Below are 26,110 nucleotides of genomic sequence, written 5' to 3'. Positions count from 1 at the left end.
TCATCACCGCAGAAATTGCTATGGCCCTATTTTCAGGATAAAACAGGCAATATGAACTTTTATTTTTGAAATATGGCGTTAAATCACATGGCAAATAGTCAAAAAACAGACGATCTGGATCATTTCGATCTCAAGATTCTCGAGGCGCTGAGCGAAGACGGGCGCATGTCCGTGCTGCAGCTCTCGAAAAGAGTCGGTCTTTCCAAGACGCCCTGCCAGACACGGCTGAAACGGCTGGTGGATGAGGGCTATATTCTCGGCTTCCGCGCCATGCTCAATCCGCAGAAGCTCGGTGTCGATCACATCGCCTTCGCCGAGGTAAAGCTTTCCGATACGCGCGAAAAGGCGCTGGAGGAATTCAACGCGGCGGTGCGCAAGATCAAGGAAGTGGAGGAGTGCCACATGATCGCCGGCGCCTTCGATTATCTTCTGAAGGTGCGCACCAGCGATATCCGCAAGTATCGAAGGGTACTCGGCGAGAAAATCTCAAGCCTGCCATCCGTCGCCAACACCTCGACCTTCGTGGTTATGCAATCGGTCAAGGAAACCGGCATCTGAAGGGGTGACACGAAGACAGTGGCGGGCGCGCGCTCGCCGTATCATCCGCACACCGTCACCCCGGACTAGATCCGGGGTCCAGTGCGATCAAGTCATTGATCGCGAGAGAGTCCTTTCACGGCGCAGACGCGCCGTGGCTGGATGCCGGATCTAGTCCGGCATGACGGAGGAGAGGTTTGCGGCGTTTGTCATCGTCTTAACGGGCAGACGTAGGCCTGCCCGTTCACCGCTGTTCGAATTCAGCGCTCTCAGCGCGCCGTGGCGGCGGCGGTCACCGCGGTCATCTGCGCGTCCGGGCCGAACTCGTTTTCGTTTTCGATGCCGAGCAGCTCCTGCAGCCGCAGCCTTGCGCGGCTGACACGGCTTTTGATGGTGCCGACTGGGCAACCGCAGATTTCGGCGGCTTCTTCGTAGGCAAAACCCGAAGCCCCGATCAGCAGGATCGCTTCACGCTGGTCGTCCGGCAGCTTTGCGAGTGCTGCGCGGAAGTCCTGAAGGTCGACCGAACCATGCTGTTCTGGCGGTACCGACAGGCGCGAGGTATAGACCCCGTCCGTATCCTGCACCTCACGGCCGGATTTGCGGATCTGGCTGTAGAACTCGTTGCGCAGGATCGTTACCAGCCATGCCCGCATATTGGTGCCCGGCTGGTAGCTGTCCTGTTTCGCCCATGCCTTCATGATCGTGTCCTGCACGAGGTCGTCGGCACGGTCCCGCGAGCGGATCAGCGAAATAGCGAAGGCGCGCAGGTTCGGCAGCGCCGCCAGCATTTCCCGTTTGAAGTTGTATTCTGTCAGCTCCGGCTCTTTCGCCATCATTCCTCCGAAGCCTTCATTTTGGCTCTGCTTTCGGCTTCATCGAGTTTTTCGAGAAGGTCGAGGAATTTGTCAGGGATGCCTTCATCCTGGACGGCATCATAAAGCTCCCTGAGCTTACGGGAAATCACCGCCCGCCCGGAGTGTGGAACCTGGGGGGCGGCCGAATTGTCCGGCTGATCTTGGTCCGATTGAAATATGCTCATAACGTCCGGTATTCCTTTTGCGTCGTGGCAAAGAATGCGCCGTGAAAAAAATAGTTCCGGCGGAACGGAACTTTTTTTGCAACGCGCACGTTGCTATCGTGGGTTTGCGTTGCAGACCGCATGAAAGGGGAGAATTCCATGTCAGTTTCTACACGCATCGCACCGCACCTGCCATATCTGCGCAGGTTCGCGCGTGCCGTTTGCGGCTCACAATCGACGGGCGATGCCTATGTTGCGGCAACACTCGAAGCTCTGATCGCCGATATCAGCATTTTTCCGCAGACAAGCGGCGATCGCGTTTCGCTCTATCAATTGTTCGTATCGATCTTTAGTTCCGTCACGATCAATATTAAGACCGACGAAAACCTGTCGGGATGGGAAAAACGCGCCTCGGCCAACCTCTCCGCCGTGCCGGCGCTTGCCCGCCAGGCGTTCCTTTTGACGACGGTCGAAGAATTCACACCTTCGGAAACCGCAGAGGTTCTGAAAGTCTCCGAGGATCAGGTCGGCAAGCTGATCGATGAGGCAGCCTCTGAAATCGCCCGCCAGGTGGCAACCGATATCATGATCATCGAGGACGAACCTCTGATCGCCATGGATATCGAGCAGATGGTCACCGATCTCGGCCACCGCGTCACGGGCATCGCCCGCACCCACACGGAAGCGCTCGATCTCTTCCATCGCACCCAGCCGAAGATGATCCTTGCCGATATTCAGCTCGCCGATGGCAGTTCCGGTCTCGATGCGATGAAGGACATCCTGCAGATGACCACGCTGCCGGTAATCTTCATCACCGCCTTCCCCGAGCGTCTTCTGACGGGCGAGCGGCCGGAGCCGACCTTCCTTGTGACGAAGCCGTTTAATCCGGACATGGTGAAAGCGCTTATCAGCCAGGCCCTGTTTTTCAACGAAAGCTCACGCGTCGCGGCGTGAATTTTGCCGAAACCGCAGACTGACCGGGAACCACTCTGGTGCCCGGGCGTTGGCGGTTACGGTCGTGGGGCTGCCCCGCGGCTTTCTGCAAGGAGACGAATTTGCATCGGCTGGCATGGCATAACGCGGAGAGGGACGAAAGCGAACTTCACGATTCGCTCGTCCTCGCCTTGCTCGATTCGGGTGAGACAGTCATGCTGCAGGACTGGAACCGCGACTATATATTCGTGGCCAATCTGCCGGATGTCTGGAAAATTCCGGCAGAATCCCGTCCCACAGATGAAAATCTGTTCGGTAACGATCTCTCCGCCCGACTGGCCGATCTCAAGAAGGACATGAACACGGCGGGCAGCCGCGGCATGCTGGAAGTCAATGCCGGCAATGATCGCGTCTTCCAGTTTCAGGTTCATTCCACTCTCAACCAGACGAACCAGGTGGTGATGAAAACCACCATTCGCGAGGTGACGGCGGAAAGGCGGCGCGAGCAGCTTCTGCGCTCGCTGCTGCGCGAGGTCAGCCACCGTTCCAAGAACCTCCTGGCGATCATCCAGAGCCTTGCCGGCCAGACTGCCCGGTTCAGCCTGACCAAGGATGATTTTCTGCGCAAGTTCCGCGGCAGACTACACGCTCTCGCCCAGAGTCAGGATCTCATTACGGATTCGGACTGGCGGGGCGCGCGCATATTCGAGTTGTTGCGCCAGCAATTCGATCTTTATGTGCCGGAATATCCGAACCTCATCCGTATGGAAGGCGAAAACCTGCTGCTCAATCCGAATGGCGCGCTTTATATCGGGCTCGCCTTCCATGAGCTGGTCGTCAACACCGTCAGCCACAGCGGCAATCTCGCCTATCACCCGCCCATATCCCTGCAATGCCGTCAGGAGGGTGATTTTTATATCGTGGAATGGAATGAGCCGATGATGCCGTCGAAAGAGCCGGCGGAGACCCGGCGCGGCAGCTTCGGCAGCGTGGTGCTGGAAAAGGTGGTTCCCTCCGCATTGGGGGGAAGTGCCGAATACGAGTTGACGCCCGAACGGATCGTCTACCGGCTGAAATTTCCCTCCGGCGACGGCGCGGATGCCTGAAATCGCGATATCGCGCGCAACGCCGGGTTCATCGTTCATTTCATGAAAGCCAAAACAAATAGCACGGCTCATGAAAGAGCCGTGCTATTTTTATGACAGGTTTTCAGGGGCGAAACCTGTTTATTTTCAGCCAAGCTTCAGGCGGGGACGGGGGAATTGCTTGGCCTGCAGTAAAAACACGCCTGACCGGATTCGGTTCCCAAAAAATGCGTTTTTTTAACATTGCGCAAAATACCGGCCATTTTGCCGGTTTTTTGCCGTCTGCACAGCGGATAGGTCCGCAAGTCGCGGCCTTAATGCGTGCCTGTCTGTTCCGATCGTTTGGGCGTGAAGTAACGCATCGGCGCTTCCAGCGACCACTCGAAGCCGGATTCACGATATTCCGTCAGCACCTGCCCGCCGAAGGCGCCTTCCGCATGCCTTTTGATGACCGTGGTGCCGAAGCCTTTGCGGCTCGGTTCTCTGGCGGGCGGTCCGCCCGTTTCGGTCCAGACGAGATGGATCATCTGCCGCCCGTCTTTTTCACGCGACTGCCAGCGCAGGGTAATTTTTCCCGCTGGAGCCGACAATGAGCCGTATTTGATGGAATTCGTCGTCAGCTCATGGACCACCAGACCGAAATTCTGTGCCGCTTCCGGGGAAAGCATGAAATCCTCTCCCACCAGCACGATGCGCTGCGCCACGGTTCCGAAAACATCGAGGTGGGTTTCGATCAGCTTGCGGATCGGCAGACCCTGCCATTGAACCTCCGCCAGGGCCCGGATCGACATTCCAAGGCCGCGCAGGCGGTGATCGACCTCCTTCTGGAATTCTGGAATGCTTTTATTTTCGCGTCCCAATTGCCGTATCATCGCCTGAACCAGCGTCAGAATGTTCTTGGAACGGTGAACCAACTCGTGCAGCAGCAATTGCAGGCGCTCTTCCGACTGGCTTCTGTCGAAGGATGCGTTGGAGAGCGCGATGGCGACCTGGTTGGCCTCCTTTATCTTCGTATCGACGGGCGCGACGATTTCGCCCTCGCCGATGCGCTCGGCCATCAGGGTCAGGTCACGGATGGAGCTGCGCAATTGCCGGCCGACCAGATAGGCGCCGCCAATGGCAATCAGCACCAGCATCAGGCTGCCGATCATCATCTGCCGCCAGGTGTCTATCAGCGCCGCCTGGCTTGCGGCGAGCGGACCCCACATCACCGTCTTCCATTGCCAGCCCGGCAATTGAGCATAGGCGTAGAGATTACCCTTGCCGTCGAAAAAATTGCCGCTGAAGGCCTGCATTTCCGAAAGGACATCGGGGGTGACAAAGGGCTTGCCCACTTCCGCCTCTTCGGGCGCGCTTGAGACGACAACGCGGTTATTGCCGTCAATGATGGCGACCGCCCAGTGGCGCGGCAGGTTTTCCGTGGGGATGAGCCTGCTCAGGTCGCTGGTATTCTGCGTCAGGATCAGGGCGTCTCCGGCGGGGTCCAGGTCCGGGCCTAGCGGCATGGTGACGTTGAACACCCATTCCTTGCTGGTCGAGCCGAAAAACATGTCCGAGACGGTGATGCGGCGGGAGTCGATCGCCTTGGCCAGATTGGCTTCCTCCGACACCTTGCCGAGCGGCTGGCCATAGGGCACGCGCGTATTGAGACGCTGCTGACCATCTTTGGTGGCGAGAATGGCATAAAGGCCCTCCCGCTTCAGACTGTCGGCGACGCGCCCCTGAAACGCGGCGAGGTTGCCGCTCTCAAGTTCCGGGAATTGCGACAGGAGATTGAGCGAGGTGGCGATTTCCTGCAGGCGGCGGTCGATGTTGCGGGAGACCACCCGTACATCCTCGATGGTTTCCCGTTGCAGGTCGTCGCGTTTTTCCGCCTCGAGGCGCAGCATCAGATAGCCGCCGAAAAGAATGAGCGGCAGGGTAATGACGGTAGCCATCACCACCAGATAGGTGCCGATGGAGGCGGTCGGGAAAAAATTCGCACTGCGCCGACGCAAAGCCGAGATCATGTCTTTCAGTCTGTCGCCGGGTCGAGGCATACAAAAAACTCCGGCAGTTATGGCATTGTTACGACACGGATAATACCGTGCCGTCCCCCTTTAGCAATGCCTGATTTTTACCTTCGGTTGTTGCGGCCGGTCACAATCGCACAGACTCGGTTGAAAAAATCGGAACTATTTCAACGACCAACCCGTTTGCCAGACGAACCGGCCGAGGAGCGGACACGAAATTCATCACCGCCGGCCAGTTGAGAACGATGAAAGGAAGGTACGAAATGGCAAAGAAACTTACAATCCTCGTCACTGCCGCTCTGATGGGCACGACGGCTTTCGCGCCGCTGGCCATCGCTCAGGGCACTACCCAGCCTGCGCCGGCAAATCCGAGTGCGCAGACGGAGCCTGCAACCCCGCCCGCCACACCGATGACGCCTGCTGCTCCTTCGACCAATGACAGCGCGGCTACAACGACAGGCGGCGCTTATCTCACCGAACAGGGCGAAACGCAGGTCAGCGCCAATGATTATATCGGCAAGGCGGTCTATACCGCGGCCGATGAAAGCATCGGTAACGTCACCAACCTGATCATGGAAGAAGACGGTGGTCTGGTTGCGGCCGTGATCGGCGTCGGCGGCTTCCTGGGTATCGGCGCAAAGGACGTCGCCGTTCCGATGGACAAGGTAACGATGACGCGCAACGCGCAGGACGGCACCATCCGCCTGACCACGACCGAAACGGCGGAAACGCTGAAGGCGGCTCCCGAATTCAAGACGCTGGAACAGAAGGCCAGCGAAAAGAATGCGGCAACGCCGGCGGCTCCTGACAGCACGACGACGTCCGCCACCAAGCCCTAATTCCCGTCCCTGGGAGGCAGGAGCGGGACCGGCTTCAATCAGCTGTCCCGCAGGAGGCACCGGCCAACAGGCCGGTGTCTTTTTTATGTTTGTTCGCCGGCTGTTCAATCCCCGGCATTGCGGGAGGAATGCCATGCCCAGGCGGATTTGATGATGTCCGACAGGGAATAACGCGGCTCCCAGCCGAGAACCTCCTTCGCCTTGTCGTTATTGGCGACCAGCGTCGTGGAATCGCCGTCGCGCCGCCCGGTATATTCGACGGGGAAGGGGCGGCCGGAAACCTCCGAAATCGCCGCCAGCAATTCTTTCACCGTGGTGCCGGTGCCGGTGCCGAGGTTGAGTTCGACGGTCTCTCCGCCGGCCAGCAGATAATCCACGGCCCGGACATGCGCATCGGCGAGATCGAGAATGTGGATATAGTCGCGCACGCAGGTGCCGTCGCGCGTGTCGTAATCCGTGCCGAACACCTTGAAGCCCTGACGCCGGCCGAGTGCGGCCTCGATGGCCAGCGGGATCGCGTGGGTTTCCGGCTTGTGCCATTCGCCGATGCGGCCTTCGAAATCCGCGCCGGCGGCATTGAAGTAGCGCAGCATCACGGAGCGCAGCCCCTTATAGGTGCTGTAGTCCTTCAGCGCCTGCTCCACCACCCATTTGGTGCGGCCATAGGGGTTGATCGGCGCCTGCCGGTGCGTCTCGTCGATCGGCACCTGTTCCGGCAACCCGTAAGTTGCGCAGGTGGACGAAAAAACGAATGCCGTGACGCCGGCATCGATGGCGGCGGAGAGCAGGTTGAGCGAGCCGATGACATTGTTGTCGTAGAAAGCCACGGGCTGCTTGACGGATTCGCCGACTTCGATCAGCGCGGCGAAATGCAGAACGGCTTCCGGCCGGTGTTTGGCGAAGACCTCATCCAGCCGCGCCCGGTCGCGAATATCGCCCTGTTCGAATGGTCCCCAGCGGACGAATTCCTCATGCCCGTTGGACAGATTGTCGAAAACGACCGGTTCATATCCTCGCTCAGACAGGAGAAGGCAGGTGTGCGAACCGATATAGCCGGCACCGCCGACGACAAGGACTTTCTTCTTCATCAATTGCCTTTCAGAAAATTACGGACGCGTCGAGACTGCCCGAGACTGTATGTCACTTTGTTCAAATAAGGGCGGCGTGGCGGTTAACGCCATCAACCAGTCTATCCTTCGCGGGTAACATAAAAAAAAACGCGCATCCATCGTCTGGACGCGCGGTTTGCCTTGTCGTGTCGCCAAGAAATTACTTGGACTTTTTCGTATTGACCCTTGTGGCCAGGAAACCGGCCGCGACAGCCACGGCGAGCGTCGCATAGGGACGTGCCTGGATCGCCAGCGTCAGCAGCGATTGCAGGGCAATCGGGGCTGCGGCAAGCGGCGCCGCCGTCAAAGGAGTGACAGCGGGACGTGCTGCATAGACCCTCGGACGTTTGACGATCGCCAGCGCCACCAGCATGATGACGCCGAGCAGGAACGCCGTCCCGGCGACGACGAGCGCCGCTGGGCCTGCACCCACATGCCGGGCAAGATAGATTGACCCCGCCACCACGGCGGCGATGAAGGCGATCAGAAAAAATATCCCTGTCAGGACCGACAGGATTATGGTCGCGCGCAATCGCCGTGTCACGACACGCCCCTCGCGCTGGGTCTCCCCCAGATAGACCAGCAATGCCTCAAGCATGAGCGCGGCCTTATCGACGCGTCAGAAGGGCGAGCACGAAACCGACGCCGACGGCGATGCCGAGGGACTGGAGCGGGTTCTTCTGGACGTGGTCGGTGAGGTTGTCGTTGAGCGTGGAGATTTCATTGCGAACGCTGTCGGCCATTTCTCCGGATGCGGTGAGGGCGTCATCGGCCACGCGGGCGGCCTGCGCCTTCAGCTCATGCGAAGCGCCGACGCCAAGCGCCTTCACGCTTTTGGCAAGACTAGCCAGATCTTCGCGAAGCTGGGCGAGCTGCGCTGCCACATCGGCCGCATCGCCGTTTTCGAGGGATTGCTGGATCTTGTCGCTGACGCTGCTACGCACGCTTGCCATAGGTGAGGTCCTTCCTGAACATCATTGATGGGACGACGACACGTCACCGTCGTCCGTGAAGCTTCGTTTCGGCGGCCGAAACACCCGCCTGTCCGTCAGTCAAACGCGCCGATGCCGGCTTGGTTCCGCAACGGGACGGGTTTTCTTGATGGCACTTCGGCTCGGGGGCGATTTTCGAGGAATTCGGTGCCTGACATTTGTTTTCCTGTCACAAGCATCCTATAAGGCCCCTCATCGAGACGTACCTTGACTTCAATCAATATGTGAAACGACATGCTCCAGACGCCCTATTACCTGATCGACAAGACAAAACTTCTTCGCAACATGGAGAAGATTGCCTATGTGCGGGAAAAATCCGGCGCCAAGGCGCTCTTGGCGCTGAAGTGCTTCGCCACATGGTCGGTGTTCGATTTCATGTCGCAATATATGGACGGCACCACCTCGTCCTCGCTTTATGAAGTGCGCCTCGGCCGCGAGAAATTCGGCGGCGAGACCCATGCCTATTCCGTCGCCTATGCCGATTATGAAATCGACGAGGTGATTGCGAATGCGGACAAGATCATCTTCAATTCCATCGGTCAGCTCGAGCGTTTCGCCGACAAGGCTGCCGGCATCACACGCGGTCTGCGCCTCAACCCGCAGGTCAGCTCCTCGAGCTTCGATCTTGCCGATCCTGCGCGCCCCTTCAGCCGGCTGGGCGAATGGGATGTCGCCAAGGTCGACAAGGTCATGGACCGTATCTCCGGCTTCATGATCCATAATAATTGCGAAAACAGCGATTTTTCCCTGTTCGACCGCATGTTGACGCAGATCGAGGAGAAATTCGGATCGCTGCTGTCGCGTGCGGAGTGGGTCAGCCTCGGCGGCGGCATCCACTTTACCGGCGACAATTATCCGCTCGACCAGTTCTGCGACCGTCTGCGCGCCTTCTCGGAAAAATACGGCGTGCAGGTCTATCTGGAACCGGGCGAAGCCTCGATCACCAAAAGCACGACCCTGGAAGTGACGGTTCTCGACACGCTGTTCAACGGCAAGAACCTCGCCATCGTCGACAGCTCCATCGAAGCGCATATGCTCGATCTGCTGATCTATCGTGAGAGTGCCAAGGTTTCACCGAACGAAGGCGAGCACCCCTACATGGTCTGCGGCAAATCCTGCCTTGCAGGCGATATCTTCGGCGATTTCCGCTTCGACAGGGAATTGAAGGTCGGCGACCGTATCTCCTTCCAGGACGCGGCCGGCTACACCATGGTCAAGAAGAACTGGTTCAACGGCGTCAAGATGCCGACCATCGCCATCAAGGAACTGGACGGCACCGTGCGCGCCGTTCGTGAATTCGACTTTGCCGATTTCGAGCAAAGCCTGTCTTAAACCCTGTTTTTAACATGAAACGAAGCTCATCCCTGCGGGGAAAAGGAGGCATCACCTGAAATGAAGAAGAACGTTCTGATCATCGGCGCCGGTGGCGTAGCACAGGTCGTGGCGCATAAATGCGCCCAGAACAGCGATGTATTGGGAGACATTCATATTGCGTCACGGACTTTGGGAAAGTGCCGCAAGATTGTCGAGTCCGTACGCGAAAAGAAGAGCCTCAAGACAGATGTGAAACTTGAGGCCCATGCGCTTGACGCGATGGATATCGAGGCGACGAAAGCCTTGATTAAACAGACCGGTGTTGAAATCGTTATCAACGTCGGTTCGGCTTTCGTCAACATGTCCGTTCTTCGTGCCTGCATGGACACGGGTGTTGCCTATATGGATACGGCGATCCACGAGGATCCGACCAAGATTTGCGAGACGCCGCCGTGGTACGGAAACTACGAGTGGAAGCGCGCTGAAGAGTGCAAGGAAAAGGGCATTACCGCCATTCTCGGCGTCGGCTTCGATCCGGGCGTGGTGAACGCCTATGCGCGTCTCGCCAAGGATGACTATTTCGACAAGGTCACCTCGGTCGATATCGTCGATATCAATGCCGGCAGCCACGGTCGCTGGTTCTCCACCAACTTCGACCCGGAGATCAACTTCCGCGAATTCACTGGTGTTGTTTACTCCTGGCAGAATGGCCAGTGGCAGACGAACCAGATGTTCGAAGTCGGCCAGGAATTTGACCTGCCGGTCGTCGGCAAGCAGAAGGCCTATATGACCGGCCATGACGAAGTGCATTCGCTGTCCAAGAACATGGACGGTGCCGATGTGCGCTTCTGGATGGGCTTTGGCGATCACTATATCAACGTCTTCACGGTGCTGAAGAACCTCGGCCTCCTGTCCGAAAAGCCGGTCAAGACCGCCGAAGGCCTGGAAGTCGTGCCGCTCAAGGTGGTCAAGGCCGTGCTGCCCGATCCGTCTTCGCTGGCGCCCGACTACGTCGGCAAGACCTGCATCGGCGATATCGTCAAGGGCATCAAGGACGGCAAGGAGCGCGAAGTCTTCATCTACAACGTGGCCGACCACAAGGAAGCCTATGAAGAAGTCGGCTCGCAGGGCATTTCCTACACCGCCGGCGTTCCGCCGGTCGCCGCCGCCATGCTCATCGCCACCGGCGAATGGGACGTGAAGCAGATGGCCAATGTGGAAGAACTGCCGCCGAAGCCGTTCCTGAACCTTCTCAACAAGATCGGCCTTCCGAACCGCATCAAGGACGAAAACGGCGACCGCGCGCTGGAGTTCTGAGTGATGGTGTTGTGATTGCGTTAAATAGAAAGCCCCGCGAAAGCGGGGCTTTTTTGTTGGTGGCGACGTCTGCCGACCAGAATAGTTTGGCGAATTCGTAGCATCCTTACCGTCACCCCGGATTTAGTCCGGGGTCCAGCGCGATCAAGTCCTTGATCGCGGGAGAGTCTTCTCACGGCGCAGACGCGCCGTGGCTGGATGCCGGCTCAAGGCCGGCATGACGGCCGAAACCTTGCTGCCGGTCTCAAGTCCCAGATGAACGTGAGCCGAGATTGCTGAGGCTTGTGACGAGTGGCCCTCAGCCCTTCGTCGGCTTCGGCCCACGCTTTTCGAAGGGCTTGTCCTTCTTGCCCTCGTATTTCGGCTTGTCGCCGAAGGGCTTTTTCTTTTTCCAGGGCTTGTCGTCGCCCTTGCGGTCATCGCGGGGGCCGCTTGCATTGTCCGATTTGCTGAATTTCCGCTGCGCCTTGGCCGGGCGTGTGTCTTCGCGGAAACCGCCGGTCATTTCCGGCTTGCCTTCCAGCGCCTTCAGACGGATGCCCTTTTCGAGCGTCATGTCCTTGCCGATGGCGGAGGTGAAACGGTCGACGGCGTCAGCCGCCAGTTCCACGAAGGTCTCCGTCTGCTGCATGCGGATCGCGCCGATATCCTGGCGGGTGATCTTGCCGAAACGGCAGAGCATGGGGATCAGCCAGCGCGGTTCGGCGCTCTGCTTGCGGCCGACGGACAGCGAAAACCAGGCGCTGTCGGCGAAATCGGAGCGTTCGCGGCGCGGCGCATTGTTCTCGACCGTCTCGAAACTGTCGCGGCGCGGCTTGCGGTTGTTGTCCAGCGAGACTTCGGCGATGTCTTCGGGCGCGGAACGTCCGGCGTGGTAAAGGCGCACGAAAGCGGCGGCGACCTTTTCCGCGCCATGCTGTTCGAGCAGCCTGGTGACGAAATCGCGCTCGTCCTCGGCCACGGCCTCGGTGAGCGATGGATCGGCCAGAAGCCGGGCGCCATCGCGCTCAACGATCTCTTCAGCCGAAGGCGGGCGAACCCATGCCGGGCTGACCTTGGCGCCTTCCAGCAGGCGCTCTGCCTTGCGGCGCTGGTTGATCGGCACCACGATGGCGCTGACGCCCTTCTGACCGGCGCGGCCGGTGCGGCCGGAGCGATGCAGAAGCGTTTCGGAATTGGTCGGCAGGTCGGCGTGGATGACGAGTTCGAGACCCGGCAGGTCGATACCGCGGGCGGCAACGTCGGTCGCCACACAAACGCGTGCGCGGCCGTCGCGCATGGCCTGCAGCGCATGGGTGCGCTCGTTCTGGGTCAGTTCGCCGGAAAGGGCCACCACGGCAAAGCCGCGATTGTTCAGGCGCGCCGTCAGATGGTTCACCGCCGCACGGGTGGAGCAGAAGACGATGGCGTTGCGGGCTTCATAAAAGCGCAGCGCATTGATGATGGCGTTCTCGCGGTCGGCCGGCGTCACCAGCATGGCGCGGTATTCGATATCGACATGCTGCTTCTGTTCGGAAGCGGTGGCGATGCGCACGGCGTTCTTCTGGTAGCTTTCTGCAAGCTTGGCGATGCTGCGCGGAACGGTGGCCGAGAACATCAGCGTGCGCCGGGTTTCCGGCGATTCTTCCAGAATGAATTCCAGATCTTCACGGAAACCGAGATCGAGCATCTCGTCGGCTTCATCCAGCACCACGGCGCGGATGGACGACAGATCGAGCGCGCCGCGCTTGATGTGGTCGCAAAGACGTCCGGGTGTGCCGACGACGATGTGAGCGCCGCGTTCGAGCGCCCGGCGCTCGTTGCGCACATCCATGCCGCCGACGCAGGAGGCAATCGAGACACCGGCGAATTCATAGAGCCACTCCAGCTCGCGCTTGACCTGCATGGCCAGTTCGCGGGTCGGCGCGATGGCGAGCGCCAGCGGTGCGGAAGCCTGACCGAAACGGCCGCTCTCCGGCAGCAGCGTCGGCGCCAGTGCAATGCCGAAGGCAACCGTCTTGCCGGAGCCGGTCTGTGCGGAAACCAGCGCATCCTTGTCGGCCAGTTCGGGTGCAAGCATCGCCTGCTGCACGGGGGTCAAATCTTTATAGCCGCGTTTTTCCAACGCCTGCGCGATCGCCGGGGCGATACCCTGGGTGTCTGTCATCTACCGTCTTTCGGATATGAAGCCGCCCGCATCCGCCCGAAACCAATAGGTCCTAAAGTCTCCGGGGCAGCCGATACAGGCCATTTCGGCCATCTGGCCGGTTGCATTGCCGCGCTCATACTGCGAATGGGCCGGTTTGTACAGTGCACTGCGGTACGCTCTTTTGCGGGTGCTTTATCCCGCCGACGTTTTCATCCCGCCATTGTTCCGGAGCGACGCTGCGAAAAAGGCGTACCGCATGGTTCATAAACGGCATTGCGTGCCCCCCGCCTTTTCGCTAAGAGACCCGCAACTTGAGGCTCTTTGTCAGGAAGAGCCGACTGGGTTTGTTCTTGTCCGTCCGCTTCCTGAAGGAGCCGGCGGGAAAATGGGATGGTACTGGTCAAGGCTATGGCTCGCATTGTCATGAAATTCGGCGGCACGTCCGTCGCGAACCTCGAACGCATTCACAATGTCGCACGGCATGTGAAACGCGAAGTGGATGCCGGCCATGAAGTGGCCGTGGTCGTTTCCGCCATGTCCGGCAAAACCAATGAGCTGGTGGACTGGGTGCAGAACGCCGCGAAGGTGGCCGGCGCCAATGCCGCCTCCTTTTTCGATGCGCGCGAATATGACGCGGTTGTTGCATCCGGCGAGCAGGTGACGTCAGGCCTTCTGGCGATCACGCTGCAATCCATGGGCATCAATGCGCGCTCCTGGCAGGGCTGGCAGATCCCGATCCGCACCGACAATGCGCATGGCGCCGCCCGCATTCTTGAAATCGACGGTTCAGATATCATCCATCGCATGGGTGAAGGCCAGGTTGCCGTTGTCGCCGGTTTCCAGGGCATCGGCCCGGACAACCGCATCGCGACGCTCGGACGTGGCGGTTCGGATACGTCCGCAGTGGCGATTGCCGCTGCCGTCAAGGCGGATCGTTGCGACATCTATACCGATGTCGACGGCGTTTATACGACCGATCCGCGCATCGAGCCCAAGGCTCGCCGCATGAAGAAGATCGCTTTCGAGGAAATGCTCGAAATGGCGTCTCTCGGCGCGAAGGTTCTGCAGGTTCGCTCGGTCGAGCTTGCCATGGTACACAAGGTGCGCACCTTCGTTCGCTCCAGTTTCGAGGATCCCGATGCGCCGGGCATGGGCGACCTCATCAACCCGCCCGGTACTTTGATTTGTGACGAGGATGAAATCGTGGAACAGGAAGTCGTAACCGGCATCGCCTATGCCAAGGATGAAGCACAGATCTCGCTGCGCCGCGTGGCCGACCGTCCGGGCGTTTCCGCCGCGATCTTCGGGCCGCTTGCCGAAGCGCATATCAACGTCGACATGATCGTGCAGAACATCTCTGAAGACGGTTCGCGCACCGACATGACCTTCACCGTTCCTTCGGGCGACGTTGCCAAGGCGATCAAGCTTCTGGAAGACAACAAGGCCCAGATCGGCTTCGACGTCGCGCAGAACGAGACCGGTCTCGCAAAGGTTTCGGTCATCGGTATCGGCATGCGCAGCCACGCCGGCGTTGCCGCCAGCGCGTTTAAGGCGCTTGCCGAGAAGAACATCAACATCAAGGCGATCACCACCTCCGAGATCAAGATTTCGATCCTGATCGACGGCGCCTATGCCGAACTTGCGGTTCGCACTTTGCATTCCGCCTACGGTCTCGATAAGAGCTAAGCCGAGACATCGGTTCCCGATGCTCCGATTCTTCGGAGTTGCGTTCTTCCGATGTGGCGTTTCATGAAAGCGTGTCCCTTGCGGGACGCGCTTCTCGCGCTATAAATTTTTAAATGACCTTTTGATTCCCGAATATTATGACATTCGGATCGGAAGTGTCGGGGAGCAAACGCGATGAGAGACCTTTCCGCAGGTCCGCGCGTCCTGCTCAAGCGGCTGCGCGAAATGATGGCGGAGCACCTTGAACCGCAGGACCGTCTGGACCAGATCGTCCGTCAGATTGCCAGCAACATGGTGGCGGAGGTTTGCTCGGTCTATGTGCTGCGCTCCGACAGCGTGCTCGAGCTTTACGCGACCGAAGGTCTGAACAAGGATGCCGTGCATCTCGCCCAGCTGAAAATGGGGCAGGGTCTTGTCGGCACCATCGCCGCTTCCGCCCAACCTCTCAATCTTTCCGATGCGCAGGCGCATCCCGCTTTCCGCTATCTTCCTGAAACCGGTGAGGAAATTTATCATTCCTTCCTCGGCGTGCCGATTTTGCGTTCCGGTCGCACTCTTGGCGTTCTTGTGGTCCAGAACAAGGCCAGCCGAACATACCGGGAGGATGAAGTGGAAGCGCTTGAGACAACCGCGATGCTCATTGCCGAAATAGTGGCGAGCGGCGAGTTGAAGAAGATCACCCGCCCCGGGGTGGAGCTGGACCTGACGCGCGCCGTTTCCATCGATGGCGACGGCTATGGCGAAGGCATCGGTCTTGGCCATGTCGTGTTGCATGATCCGCGTATCGTCGTCACCAACCTGCTCAATGAAGATGCCGATACGGAAATCCGGCGTCTTGCCGATGCCATCGGCTCGCTGCGTCTGTCCATCGACGACATGCTGCAGCGTCGCGATGTGCCGACCGAGGGTGAGCACCGCGAGGTTCTGGAAACCTACCGCATGTTCGCTCACGACCAGGGCTGGGTGCGGCGCATGGAAGAGGCGATCCGAAACGGCCTGACGGCGGAGGCGGCGGTCGAGAAGGTGCAGAGCGACACCAAGGCGCGCATGATGCGCCTGACCGATCCCTATCTGCGCGAGCGCATGCATGATTTCGACGATCTCGCCAACCGGCTGCTGCGGCAGTTGATCGGTTTTGGCGGTCGTGGGCCGGAGCAGGATTTCCCGCTCGACGCCATCGTTTTGGCGCGCGCCATGGGTGCTGCCGAACTGCTGGATTACCCGCGTGAAAAACTGCGTGGTCTGGTGCTGGAAGATGGCGCGGTGACGAGCCATGTCGTCATTGTGGCCCGTGCCATGGGCATTCCGATCATCGGACAGGCGACCGGTATCGTCGCTCTGGCGGAAAACAACGATCCCATCATTATCGATGGCGATGACGGCCAGGTGCATCTGCGCCCGATGTCGGATTTGCAGCGTGCTTATGAAGAAAAGGTGCGCCTGCGCGCCCGGCGGCAGGAGCAGTTCCGCGCGCTGCGCAATGTCGAGCCGATCACCAAGGATGGCCAGAAGGTCAATCTGAAGATGAATGCGGGCCTTCTGGTGGACCTGCCGCAGCTTGACGAATCCGGCGCCGACGGCATTGGCCTGTTCCGCACCGAGCTGCAATTCATGATCGCCTCCAACATGCCGAAGGGCGAGGAGCAGGAGGCGTTCTATCGCTCCGTCCTGCGGCAGGCGAAGGGTAAGAGCGTCACCTTCCGCACGCTCGATATCGGCGGCGACAAGGTCGTTTCTTATATGCGCGGCCAGGAAGAGGAAAATCCGGCGCTGGGCTGGCGGGCGATCCGCCTGTCGCTGGACCGGCCGGGCCTGATGCGAACGCAGATGCGCGCGCTGCTGCGCGCCGCCTCGGGTGCCGAACTGCGCATGATGCTGCCGATGGTGACGGAAGTGTCGGAAATCCGCGCCGCTCGCGACCTTTTGCAGAAGGAAGTGCAGCATCTTTCGAAATTCAGCCATGCGTTGCCGAAAAAGCTGCAATTCGGCGCCATGCTGGAAGTGCCATCGCTGATGTGGCAGCTCGATGAGCTGATGCAGGAGGTGGATTTCGTGTCCGTCGGTTCGAACGACCTGTTCCAGTTCTCGATGGCGGTAGACCGCGGCAATGCGCGTGTTTCGGATCGTTTCGACAATCTCGGCAAGCCGTTTCTGCGCATTCTGCGCGATATCGTCCGCGCTGGCGAAAGGCACCACACCTCGGTCACGCTGTGCGGCGAAATGGCGGGCAAGCCGCTTTCGGCCATGGCTTTGATCGGCCTCGGTTTCCGTTCTGTTTCCATGTCGCCGACGGCCATCGGTCCGGTCAAGGCCATGCTTCTCGGGCTCGATGCCGCGCGCCTCGCCGAAGAGCTGAACGCGGCGCTGGACGACCATAATTCGCTGGAAAGCGCGCGCGAGGTGTTGTTACGCTTTGCCGCGACGCATTCCATTCCCATTTAGAGCATTTCCAGGAAAAGTGGATCCCGGTTTTCCGTCCGGAAATGCGTTAGAGCAAAAGGTTAAAGCGTTTTCGCGTTTCGAAGAAAAGCGAAAACCCTCTAAAAGACCTGTTTCATTATTGGAGTGACTGGTGGCGAAGCTTCCCGTCGAAAAAATGCGCGAGTTGGAAAGGCGTTTCGGTGAGATCGAAGCGCGTATGTCGGCCGGGCCTGCTGCGGATGTCTATGTGAAACTGGCTTCGGAATATTCCGAACTCGAGCCGGTGGTGAAGAAAATCCGCGACTACGAGAAGGCGGTTTCCGAAGCCGCCGATCTGGAGGCGCTGCTGGCCGACAAGTCGACCGACAAGGATATGCGCGATCTGGCGGAAATGGAGCTGCCGGATGTCGAGGTCCGCATCGGTGAGCTTGAAAAGGACATGCAGGTTCTGCTGCTGCCGAAGGATGCGGCGGACGAAAAAAGCGCGATTCTCGAAATTCGGGCGGGCACCGGCGGCTCCGAGGCAGCCCTTTTCGCCGGCGATCTGTTCCGCATGTATGAGCGCTTCGCCTCGACCAAGGGCTGGAAGGTGGAAGTGCTTTCCGCAAGCGAGGGCGAAGCGGGCGGTTACAAGGAAATCATCGCGACGATCAGCGGGCGAGGGGTGTTCTCCAAGCTGAAATTCGAATCCGGCGTGCACCGGGTGCAGCGCGTGCCGGAAACGGAAGCGAGCGGCCGCATCCATACGTCTGCCGCCACCGTTGCGGTCCTGCCGGAAGCGGAAGATATCGATATCGAAATCCGCCCGGAAGACATTCGTATCGACACGATGCGTGCTTCGGGTGCAGGCGGCCAGCACGTCAACACCACCGACTCCGCCGTTCGCATCACCCATCTGCCGACGGGCCTGATCGTTACCAGCTCGGAGAAATCGCAGCATCAGAACCGCGCCAAGGCCATGCAGGTCCTGCGCTCGCGTCTCTACGACATCGAGCGCCAGAAAGTGGAGAGCGAACGTTCAGCCGACCGTAAGAGCCAGGTAGGTTCCGGCGACCGTTCCGAGCGCATCCGCACCTATAACTTCCCGCAGGGCCGCGTTACCGATCACCGCATCAACCTCACGCTCTACAAGCTGGACCGGATGATCGAAGGCGAGATCGATGAGCTGGTGGATGCGCTGATCGCAGACTATCAGGCGGGGCAGCTTGCACAGCTCGGCGAACAGCTTTGAGCACGGCCGCTGAAGCGAGTGTTGCGAGTGCGCTTGCCGCAGCCCGCAAAAGATTGCAGGCGGCGGGGATCGCCGATCCGCTTCTCGATGCGCGGCTTTTGATTGCGGAGGTTGTCGGTTTTTCATTGACCGATTTCGTGATGAAACCTGATCGTGCCGTTATGCCGGAAGAAAGCGCCCGTATCGCGGCCATGATCGAAAGGCGGGCGAATGGCGAGCCCGTTCACCGTATTCTCGGCCACCGGGAATTTCATGGCCTCGACCTTCTTTTATCGAAGGAGACGCTCGAGCCCCGGCCGGATACGGAAGTTCTTGTCGATACCCTGTTGCCGGCGCTGAAAAAAGCCGTTTCCGCCAAGGGCAACGCCCGCATTCTGGATATGGGCACCGGGACCGGCGCGATCTGTCTGGCGCTGTTGAAGGAGTGCCCCGAAGCAACCGGTATCGGCAGCGATATTTCCGCCGATGCGCTCGAAACGGCGGTCCGGAATGCGGCCCGAAACGATCTCGGCGGGCGCTTCGAGGCCATACGCAGCGACTGGTTTGAAAAAATCTCCGGCCGCTTTGACATAATTGTGTCGAATCCGCCTTATATAAGGACTGATATCGTCGCAACGCTTGACCAGGAGGTTCGTAACCACGACCCGATGGCGGCGCTGGATGGAGGTCAGGACGGCCTTGCACCGTACCGCCTCATCGCTGCCGATGCAGGCCGCTTTCTTGTGGAAAACGGGATTGTCGGTGTGGAGATCGGTTTCGATCAAAGGCTTGATGTTTCCGCTATATTTGCTTCCCACGGCTTCTCTCTTCTGGACGCCGTGAAGGATTATGGCGGTAACGACAGAGTTTTGACCTTCCGGAGATAGTTGTTCGCGATATGTCTTCGGATTTTTTGCAAGGATATTTTGCACAGCAAAAGAAAAGGCTTGGATTTCCGCAGGAAGCGGGATAGTTTGCGGCCACATGCCGGGTGGCTGAGGACGAACACAGATTCGTCAGGGTATGGGTCAGTCCCGAAGCGGGTTCTTTAAAGAGCCCTGAAAGGCTGGGCGTTTCCGGCATGTGAATCAGTAAACTTTGTTCGCAGGCGGCTCGGTGCAGCATTTGCGCAGCCGGTCGTCATACGCGAGGTCTTGCCCTGGGGTTATCTTCGGCAAGGCGCGTGATGGAGCAATTTCAGGAAAAATTTCCAGCGGTTTTCCGCCCGGAATTGCATGAAAACAACCAGATTGTCAGCAAAACAGAATTCAGGTGAGCAATTGATGAGGCCAGGACAGCAAAACAAGCGCGGCCGGGGGCGTGGAAACAACAACAATAACAATGGTGGCGGTAACAACAACTTCAACCGCAAGGGCGGCAACCCGCTCACCAGGACTTATGACAGTTCCGGCCCCGATGTTAAAATCCGTGGCACAGCCCAGCACATAGCGGAAAAATACGCGGCTCTGGCGCGCGATGCGCAGAGTTCCGGCGACCGCGTGATCGCTGAGAACTATCTGCAGCACGCTGAACACTATAACCGCATCATCGCTTCGGCTCAGGCCCAGATGCAGGAACGTTTCCAGCGCGACGACCGCGGCGAGTACAATGCTGCCGATGGCGACGATATGGATGTGAACGACGGCGATGAAGGCGTCGTTGCACCGCAGCAGCAGGCCGAACAGGCCGAGCGCGCGCAGCAGCCGGAACGTCAGGAGCGTACTGAGCGGAACGAACAGCGTCGTGAGCGCCCGGACCGCCGCGAACGGCAGGAGCGTCAGCCGCGCCAGCCGCAGGTCGTCGCCGAACAGCAGCCGCCGGTATACGACGCCAGCCAGGCGCCGCAGCCCGTCATCGAAGGCACGCCCATGGAAGTCGCCGTCGAGGAAGAGCAGCAGCAGGCGGAAGCTCCGGCGGGCGAACGCGCACCGAAGACGCGCCGTGCAACCGGACCGCGCCAGCGCCGCCCGCGCCGCACCGCCGCTGCGGAAGGTGCCGAAGGCGAAGATGCGCCGGCCGGTGAAGAGGCGGCACCCGCCACGCTTGAGAACGCTGCCGAATAAGCAGCTTCTGCAAACAACTCTGCAATCGAAAAACTCCGGCCTGCCGGAGTTTTTTGTTTTTGGCGGTTGGTTATGAACATTCCGCCAGCAATCGGCGTGGTTTCATGTGGCGAATTGATGCCTGTCAAATCATGTGAAAATTTCCCGGATGATGGGTTTTTCTCCCTTTAAACCGATGAAAATGCCTCCCATATTCGTGCAGGACGGACGGAAGCCGCATTCGCCGGCAACCGACCATCAAGAGGCGGCGATCGTGAAATCCTATAAACACGGCTGTCGTAGCGGGGCTTGCCTTTTGAGGGAGCCTCAACCCTAACACCCGGAGCCGTGCCGAAAGCGGGCGGGCCGGTCAATGGAGGTTCGACTATGAATATTGAAAAATACTCCGAACGCGTTCGCGGTTTTCTGCAATCGGCACAGACCTTTGCGCTGGCCGAAAACCATCAGCAGTTTTCGCCCGAACACGTTCTGAAAGTTCTGCTCGATGACGAGCAGGGCATGGCGGCATCGCTGATCGAGCGCGCCGGCGGCAACGCCAAGGAAGCGCGTCTTGCCAATGATGCGGCGCTTGCCAAGTTGCCCAAGGTTTCCGGCGGCAATGGCGGCCTTTCGCTCACCGCGCCGCTCGCCAAAGTGTTCTCGACCGCGGAAGATCTCGCCAAGAAGGCCGGCGACAGTTTCGTCACTGTCGAGCGTCTGCTGCAGGCGCTTGCGATTGAAAGCTCCGCCACCACCTCGGCTTCTCTGAAGAAGGCCGGCGCAACGGCACAGGCGCTCAATCAGGTCATCAACGATATCCGCAAGGGCCGCACCGCCGATAGCGCCAATGCCGAACAGGGCTTCGATGCGCTGAAGAAATTCGCGCGCGACCTGACGGAAGAGGCTCGTGAAGGCAAGCTCGATCCGGTGATCGGTCGCGACGACGAAATCCGCCGCACCATCCAGGTGCTCTCGCGCCGCACCAAGAACAATCCCGTGCTGATCGGTGAACCGGGCGTCGGTAAAACGGCGATTGCCGAAGGCCTTGCGTTGCGCATCGTCAATGGCGACGTGCCGGAAAGCCTGAAGGACAAGAAGCTGATGGCGCTCGATATGGGCGCGCTGATCGCCGGTGCGAAATATCGCGGTGAGTTCGAAGAGCGTCTGAAGGCTGTGCTCAATGAGGTGCAGGCCGAAAATGGCGGCATTATCTTGTTCATCGATGAGATGCACACGCTGGTCGGCGCCGGCAAGGCCGATGGCGCGATGGATGCGTCCAATCTCCTGAAGCCCGCGCTTGCCCGTGGCGAGTTGCACTGCGTCGGCGCCACCACGCTCGATGAGTACCGCAAGCATGTGGAAAAGGATCCGGCCCTTGCCCGCCGTTTCCAGCCCGTTCTTGTGGACGAGCCGACCGTGGAAGACACGATCTCGATCCTGCGCGGCCTGAAGGAAAAATACGAACAGCATCACAAGGTCCGCATCTCGGATTCGGCCCTGGTTGCAGCTGCGACGCTTTCCAACCGTTATATCACCGACCGCTTCCTGCCCGACAAGGCAATCGACCTGATGGACGAAGCCGCTTCGCGGCTTCGCATGCAGGTGGATTCCAAGCCGGAGGAACTGGACGAACTGGATCGCCGCATCATTCAGCTCAAGATCGAGCGCGAAGCCCTGAAGCAGGAAACGGACCAGTCGTCCGCCGACCGCCTCAAGAAGCTCGAGGACGAGTTGGCCGATACGGAAGAAAAGGCGGATGCGCTGACGGCCCGCTGGCAGGCGGAAAAGCAGAAGCTCGGCCATGCCGCAGACCTCAAGAAGCGGCTGGACGAAGCCCGCAACGAATTGGCGATTGCCCAGCGCAACGGCCAGTTCCAGCGCGCCGGCGAGCTGACCTATGGCATCATTCCGGGTCTCGAAAAGGAACTGGCTGCGGCGGAAGCCCGCGATAGCAGCGGTGTCGGCTCGATGGTTCAGGAAGTGGTGACGGCGGACAATATCGCCCATGTCGTTTCCCGCTGGACAGGCATTCCGGTCGACAAGATGCTGGAAGGCCAGCGCGAAAAGCTGCTGCGCATGGAAGACGAGCTTGCCAAGTCCGTTGTCGGGCAAGGCGAGGCCGTTCAGGCGGTTTCCAAGGCGGTTCGCCGTTCGCGCGCCGGCCTTCAGGATCCCAACCGGCCGATCGGTTCGTTCATCTTCCTCGGCCCGACGGGCGTGGGCAAGACCGAGCTGACCAAGTCGCTCGCCCGCTTCCTGTTCGACGACGAAACCGCGATGGTTCGCCTCGACATGTCGGAATATATGGAGAAACACTCCGTTGCCCGGCTGATCGGTGCGCCTCCCGGCTATGTCGGTTACGAAGAAGGCGGGGCGCTCACGGAAGCGGTTCGCCGCCGGCCCTATCAGGTCGTGCTGTTCGACGAGATCGAGAAAGCGCATCCGGACGTGTTCAACGTCCTCTTGCAGGTGCTGGATGATGGCCGCCTCACGGATGGCCAGGGCCGCACCGTCGATTTCAAGAACACCATCATCATCATGACCTCGAACCTCGGTTCGGAATTCATGACGCAGATGGGCGACAATGACGATGTGGATTCGGTTCGCGATCTGGTTATGGAGCGGGTCCGGTCGCATTTCCGGCCGGAATTCGTCAACCGTATCGACGATATCATCCTCTTTCACCGCCTGCGGCGCGACGAAATGGGTGCAATTGTCGAAATCCAGCTGAAGCGCCTCATCTCGCTGCTCGGCGATCGCAAGATTTCGCTCGAACTGGATGAGGATGCCCGCAACTGGCTTGCCAATAAGGGTTACGATCCGGCTTACGGCGCGCGTCCGCTGAAACGGGTGATCCAGAAGGCAGTTCAGGACAGGCTTGCCGAAATGATCCTCGGCGGCGAAGTCCCGGATGGATCGCGGGTCAAGGTGACCTCGGGCACGGACCGGCTGCTGTTCAAGGTCAAGCCCGCCAAGGGTGAGGCCGAAGCTGAAACGGCCGATGCCGCATAAAATGAAAGGGCTCCGGAAACGGAGCCCTTTTTATATGATCGGACCCTTTTCACATGACCGGGCCCTTTTCATGCGCCCGGGATTGTCGTTCGGGGTTCTCCGCAGATCAGCGGCTCGCCACCTGATTGGGCTTTTCGTCAATATTCAGCAGATTGTCGATGCGCTTTCTCTCGTCGGAGAAACGCGCCAGCGCCTCGCCGGAAAGCGACTTGCCGCCCGGCAGGCGCACTTTCATCGCGTCCACCTTGGTGCCGTTGACGATCAGCTCGTAATGCAGATGCGCGCCGGTCGAAAGGCCGGTCGATCCCACATAACCGATGACCTGGCCCTGCCGGACCTTTGCGCCTTCGGTGACACCCTTGGCGATGGCGCTCTGGTGGTTATAGGAAGAGACATAGCCATTGGCATGGCGGATCAGCGTCTGGTTGCCGTAACCGGAGGCCCATCCGGCCTTTTCGACAGTGCCGTTGCCCGTCGCGATGATCGGCGTGCCGCGGGCGGCGGCCCAGTCGGTGCCGGTATGCATGCGGCTGAATTTCAAAACCGGATGGCGGCGCATGCCGAAACCGGATGTCATGCGGCCGTTCGGAACCGGGTTGCGCAACAGGAATTGCCGGATGCTTTTGCCGTTCTCGTCGAAATAATCGATGCTGTTGTCGTCCGGGTTCTGGAATCGGTAAAAACGTGTCTCGTTGTCGCCGAATTTGGCGTTGACGTAGAGCAGTTCCGACTTGTCCGTCGCCTTGCCATCCGCGTCTTCCACGGAGAAGAAGGCTTCGAGCGTATCTGCCGGCTTGAGCTGCGCCTGAAAATCGACGCTGCTGGCCAGAAGCTTGATGAGCTGCGAAACCATGCCTTGGTTCATGCCGTAAGCCAGAGCCGCACGGTAGACCCCGTCATAAACGCTCGGCAGATCGCGTCCGGCGGCAGGTGCCGGGGTGCTGTCGAAGGCGGTCGCCACGGCATCGAGCTTCGGCGGTTCGCTGGCCTTTATGAAACGCTTGCTGTCATCGATGGCCATGGTGACCATGTGACGGCCCTTGCGATAAAGGCTCACGCGCACGATATCGCTTTTCTCGTCTTCCTGAATAATGCCGACGCGCAGCACATCGCCGCTTTCGACATTGTTCGACTGGATTTGCGGCGATAGCAGCCCGGCGATTTCCGAGGACTGCGCCTTCGAATAGCCGGCGCCGAAAAGGGCGGCCTCGATGGTTTCGGTCTGGCGGGCAGGGATCACGTCGTCGGCATATTCCTTGACAGGCACCGAGGCTGACTGCGGGGTCGAGACCGACATGTTCTGTTCGACGACACGGGCGGCAAGGCCCGCGGTAATGTCGACATCGCCGTCATCATTATCGAAACGGCGTGGGTCGATATAATAGAGCGCGGCCAGCTGCTCGTTGCCATCCGTCAGGATCGAACCGTTCGAGCGCACCGCCTCCTCGACCTCGTCGAAGCTCAATGAGCCGGCGAAGGCATATTTGGAATGCTGGACGGGAAAGGCGACAGTCTTCAGGCTGACTTCGGATTCAACCTCGGAGCCATAGATCGTTCCCGTCCGGCTAGGCGCGGGTGCCGATGCGTCCTTGTCTTCGTTGCTGGCAAAAATATTCAGGGGATCGAAGGCGGGATAGTCATCCTGCTTGGCGTAATTTGACGCCAGCGGAATCTTGACGTGAGAGAAGGGGACCTTGCGGACCACTTCCTTGTCGCCTTCATTGATGACGGTGGAGACTTCCATGATCGACCGGTCGGACGGCCGGGCCGCGATATTCGGTGCGACGAGGCGCGTTCCGCGACGGGCGGCTTCCGTGGCATTGTTGCCCATATCCGCCTTGGCGAAGGCTTCGGCGGGAATGGCAAGCTGCTGGCGACCGTCAAGAGCGGCAAACAGCGCCACGCCCATCAATATGGAAGAGGTAATGCCGGTGAGGAACGTGCCGGAAAGCCATCGGAGCGAAATTTCGCGACGATCGGGTGCACGGCGCCCTTCCGCCAGAATTGGCGGTTCCGTGCCTAGCGACCGGATCACATTGCGATCCGCAGTCATACCAGCTGTGCCCCGTCGGTCATGCGCTCTCCAGAAACTTCAGGCGAAGGTGTGCAACTTTCAAAGCTGGGAGTCAAATCGGTCGACGCACCAGCGGGATATGTCGCAGCAGCCCATATAAGGACACGCGCAGGCATGTCTCGTATTAACGCTTCGTTGACGAAGCAATTAGCGAGGAAGGGGGCTAAAAGAAGGCGTGAGCCCTGCCTTGATGCCCGGCGGCCTGTTCTCCTGTGCAAAACCAGGAGTGTGGTTGCGTCTTTTTATGCCGATAAGCTCATGAAAACGAAATTCCCTTTTACAATCAGTTAGATATCACATTTCTGATTTTTTTTGATATTGCTGTGTTGACTTGTTTGGTTGGGTGGATTTATAAGTCCGCTCACTGAACGAGGGCGG

General features: G+C 59.4%; 20 protein-coding genes. 12 read left to right on the top strand and 8 right to left on the bottom strand.

Annotated features, from left to right (window positions below; all coding sequences use genetic code 11):
- Positions 1 to 87 precede the first annotated feature (87 nt).
- Positions 88 to 558: an Lrp/AsnC ligand binding domain-containing protein gene (locus PIB16_RS13890; protein WP_003522526.1), complete on the top strand. Its 471-nt coding sequence runs from the start codon at positions 88 to 90 to the stop codon at positions 556 to 558.
- Positions 559 to 806: 248 nt separating this feature from the next.
- Here the strand turns inward: PIB16_RS13890 and PIB16_RS13885 are convergent, their stop codons facing one another.
- Complete coding sequence (locus PIB16_RS13885) at positions 807 to 1,373, bottom strand: sigma-70 family RNA polymerase sigma factor (protein ID WP_065657313.1); 567 nt, start codon at positions 1,371 to 1,373, stop codon at positions 807 to 809.
- Entirely contained in the window at positions 1,373 to 1,579 is a 207-nt protein-coding gene (locus tag PIB16_RS13880) for a NepR family anti-sigma factor (protein WP_003522527.1), read from the bottom strand. The genes PIB16_RS13885 and PIB16_RS13880 overlap by 1 nt, the downstream gene beginning before the upstream one ends.
- 138 nt (positions 1,580 to 1,717) lie before the next feature.
- Here PIB16_RS13880 and PIB16_RS13875 point away from each other — a divergent pair, with 138 nt between their 5' ends.
- Together PIB16_RS13875 and PIB16_RS13870 are read left to right on the top strand one after the other, a co-directional pair.
- The gene (locus PIB16_RS13875; protein WP_065657312.1) at positions 1,718 to 2,512 is read left to right on the top strand and encodes a response regulator; all 795 of its coding nucleotides are present in this window, start codon (positions 1,718 to 1,720) and stop codon (positions 2,510 to 2,512) included.
- 101 nt (positions 2,513 to 2,613) lie between these two features.
- Positions 2,614 to 3,597, top strand: a complete 984-nt coding sequence (locus PIB16_RS13870; RefSeq protein WP_065657311.1) for a sensor histidine kinase — start codon at positions 2,614 to 2,616, stop codon at positions 3,595 to 3,597.
- 293 nt (positions 3,598 to 3,890) lie between these two features.
- On the opposite strand, the gene PIB16_RS13865 is transcribed toward PIB16_RS13870, so the two are convergent.
- Complete coding sequence (locus tag PIB16_RS13865) at positions 3,891 to 5,615, bottom strand: sensor histidine kinase (RefSeq protein WP_065657310.1); 1,725 nt, start codon at positions 5,613 to 5,615, stop codon at positions 3,891 to 3,893.
- Positions 5,616 to 5,851: 236 nt separating this feature from the next.
- Here PIB16_RS13865 and PIB16_RS13860 point away from each other — a divergent pair, with 236 nt between their 5' ends.
- Complete coding sequence (locus PIB16_RS13860) at positions 5,852 to 6,427, top strand: PRC-barrel domain-containing protein (protein ID WP_059756996.1); 576 nt, start codon at positions 5,852 to 5,854, stop codon at positions 6,425 to 6,427.
- A gap of 104 nt (positions 6,428 to 6,531) precedes the next feature.
- Here the strand turns inward: PIB16_RS13860 and galE are convergent, their stop codons facing one another.
- From galE to PIB16_RS13845, 3 genes are all read right to left on the bottom strand, one after another.
- Positions 6,532 to 7,515: a UDP-glucose 4-epimerase GalE gene (galE, locus tag PIB16_RS13855; RefSeq protein ID WP_104679835.1), complete on the bottom strand. Its 984-nt coding sequence runs from the start codon at positions 7,513 to 7,515 to the stop codon at positions 6,532 to 6,534.
- A gap of 181 nt (positions 7,516 to 7,696) precedes the next feature.
- Positions 7,697 to 8,134 carry a hypothetical protein gene (locus tag PIB16_RS13850; RefSeq protein WP_065657308.1) on the bottom strand — a complete coding sequence of 146 codons (438 nt, stop codon included), beginning with the start codon at positions 8,132 to 8,134 and terminating at the stop codon, positions 7,697 to 7,699.
- Positions 8,135 to 8,144: 10 nt separating this feature from the next.
- The gene (locus PIB16_RS13845) at positions 8,145 to 8,489 is read right to left on the bottom strand and encodes a DUF883 family protein (RefSeq protein WP_003522534.1); all 345 of its coding nucleotides are present in this window, start codon (positions 8,487 to 8,489) and stop codon (positions 8,145 to 8,147) included.
- Positions 8,490 to 8,762: 273 nt separating this feature from the next.
- Here PIB16_RS13845 and nspC point away from each other — a divergent pair, with 273 nt between their 5' ends.
- Together nspC and PIB16_RS13835 are read left to right on the top strand one after the other, a co-directional pair.
- Positions 8,763 to 9,860, top strand: coding sequence for a carboxynorspermidine decarboxylase (gene nspC / locus PIB16_RS13840; RefSeq protein WP_065657307.1), 1,098 nt, complete (start codon positions 8,763 to 8,765; stop codon positions 9,858 to 9,860).
- 60 nt (positions 9,861 to 9,920) lie between these two features.
- Positions 9,921 to 11,159 (top strand): saccharopine dehydrogenase family protein, encoded by a 1,239-nt coding sequence (locus PIB16_RS13835; protein WP_065657306.1) that lies wholly within the window; start codon positions 9,921 to 9,923, stop codon positions 11,157 to 11,159.
- A 298-nt stretch (positions 11,160 to 11,457) separates the two neighbouring features.
- On the opposite strand, the gene PIB16_RS13830 is transcribed toward PIB16_RS13835, so the two are convergent.
- Entirely contained in the window at positions 11,458 to 13,305 is a 1,848-nt protein-coding gene (locus PIB16_RS13830; RefSeq protein ID WP_065657305.1) for a DEAD/DEAH box helicase, read from the bottom strand.
- A gap of 390 nt (positions 13,306 to 13,695) precedes the next feature.
- Between PIB16_RS13830 and PIB16_RS13825 the strand changes: the two genes are divergently transcribed.
- The 6 genes from PIB16_RS13825 to clpB all read left to right on the top strand — a co-directional run bounded on the left by PIB16_RS13825 (position 13,696) and on the right by clpB (position 23,658).
- Complete coding sequence (locus tag PIB16_RS13825; protein ID WP_003522538.1) at positions 13,696 to 14,973, top strand: aspartate kinase; 1,278 nt, start codon at positions 13,696 to 13,698, stop codon at positions 14,971 to 14,973.
- Positions 14,974 to 15,147: 174 nt separating this feature from the next.
- Positions 15,148 to 17,415, top strand: coding sequence for a phosphoenolpyruvate--protein phosphotransferase (gene ptsP, locus PIB16_RS13820; protein ID WP_065657304.1), 2,268 nt, complete (start codon positions 15,148 to 15,150; stop codon positions 17,413 to 17,415).
- Between the two features lie 130 nt (positions 17,416 to 17,545).
- Entirely contained in the window at positions 17,546 to 18,625 is a 1,080-nt protein-coding gene (gene prfA, locus PIB16_RS13815) for a peptide chain release factor 1 (RefSeq protein WP_065657303.1), read from the top strand.
- Positions 18,622 to 19,491: a peptide chain release factor N(5)-glutamine methyltransferase gene (gene prmC, locus PIB16_RS13810; protein WP_065657302.1), complete on the top strand. Its 870-nt coding sequence runs from the start codon at positions 18,622 to 18,624 to the stop codon at positions 19,489 to 19,491. The genes prfA and prmC overlap by 4 nt, the downstream gene beginning before the upstream one ends.
- 396 nt (positions 19,492 to 19,887) lie before the next feature.
- Positions 19,888 to 20,667, top strand: a complete 780-nt coding sequence (locus PIB16_RS13805) for a DUF4167 domain-containing protein (RefSeq protein ID WP_065657301.1) — start codon at positions 19,888 to 19,890, stop codon at positions 20,665 to 20,667.
- 366 nt (positions 20,668 to 21,033) lie between these two features.
- Positions 21,034 to 23,658: an ATP-dependent chaperone ClpB gene (gene clpB / locus PIB16_RS13800; protein WP_271045778.1), complete on the top strand. Its 2,625-nt coding sequence runs from the start codon at positions 21,034 to 21,036 to the stop codon at positions 23,656 to 23,658.
- Positions 23,659 to 23,764: 106 nt separating this feature from the next.
- Here the strand turns inward: clpB and PIB16_RS13795 are convergent, their stop codons facing one another.
- On the bottom strand, positions 23,765 to 25,711 hold the full coding sequence (locus PIB16_RS13795) for a M23 family metallopeptidase (protein WP_020811299.1): 1,947 nt from the start codon (positions 25,709 to 25,711) through the stop codon (positions 23,765 to 23,767).
- Positions 25,712 to 26,110 lie beyond the last annotated feature (399 nt).

Origin of the sequence: Agrobacterium sp. ST15.13.015 (assembly GCF_027871645.1) — a bacterium.
GTDB classification, from domain to species: domain Bacteria; phylum Pseudomonadota; class Alphaproteobacteria; order Rhizobiales; family Rhizobiaceae; genus Agrobacterium; species Agrobacterium leguminum.
Note: the sequence above shows the minus strand (reverse complement) of the source record. Positions and strands in the feature narration are given on the sequence as shown.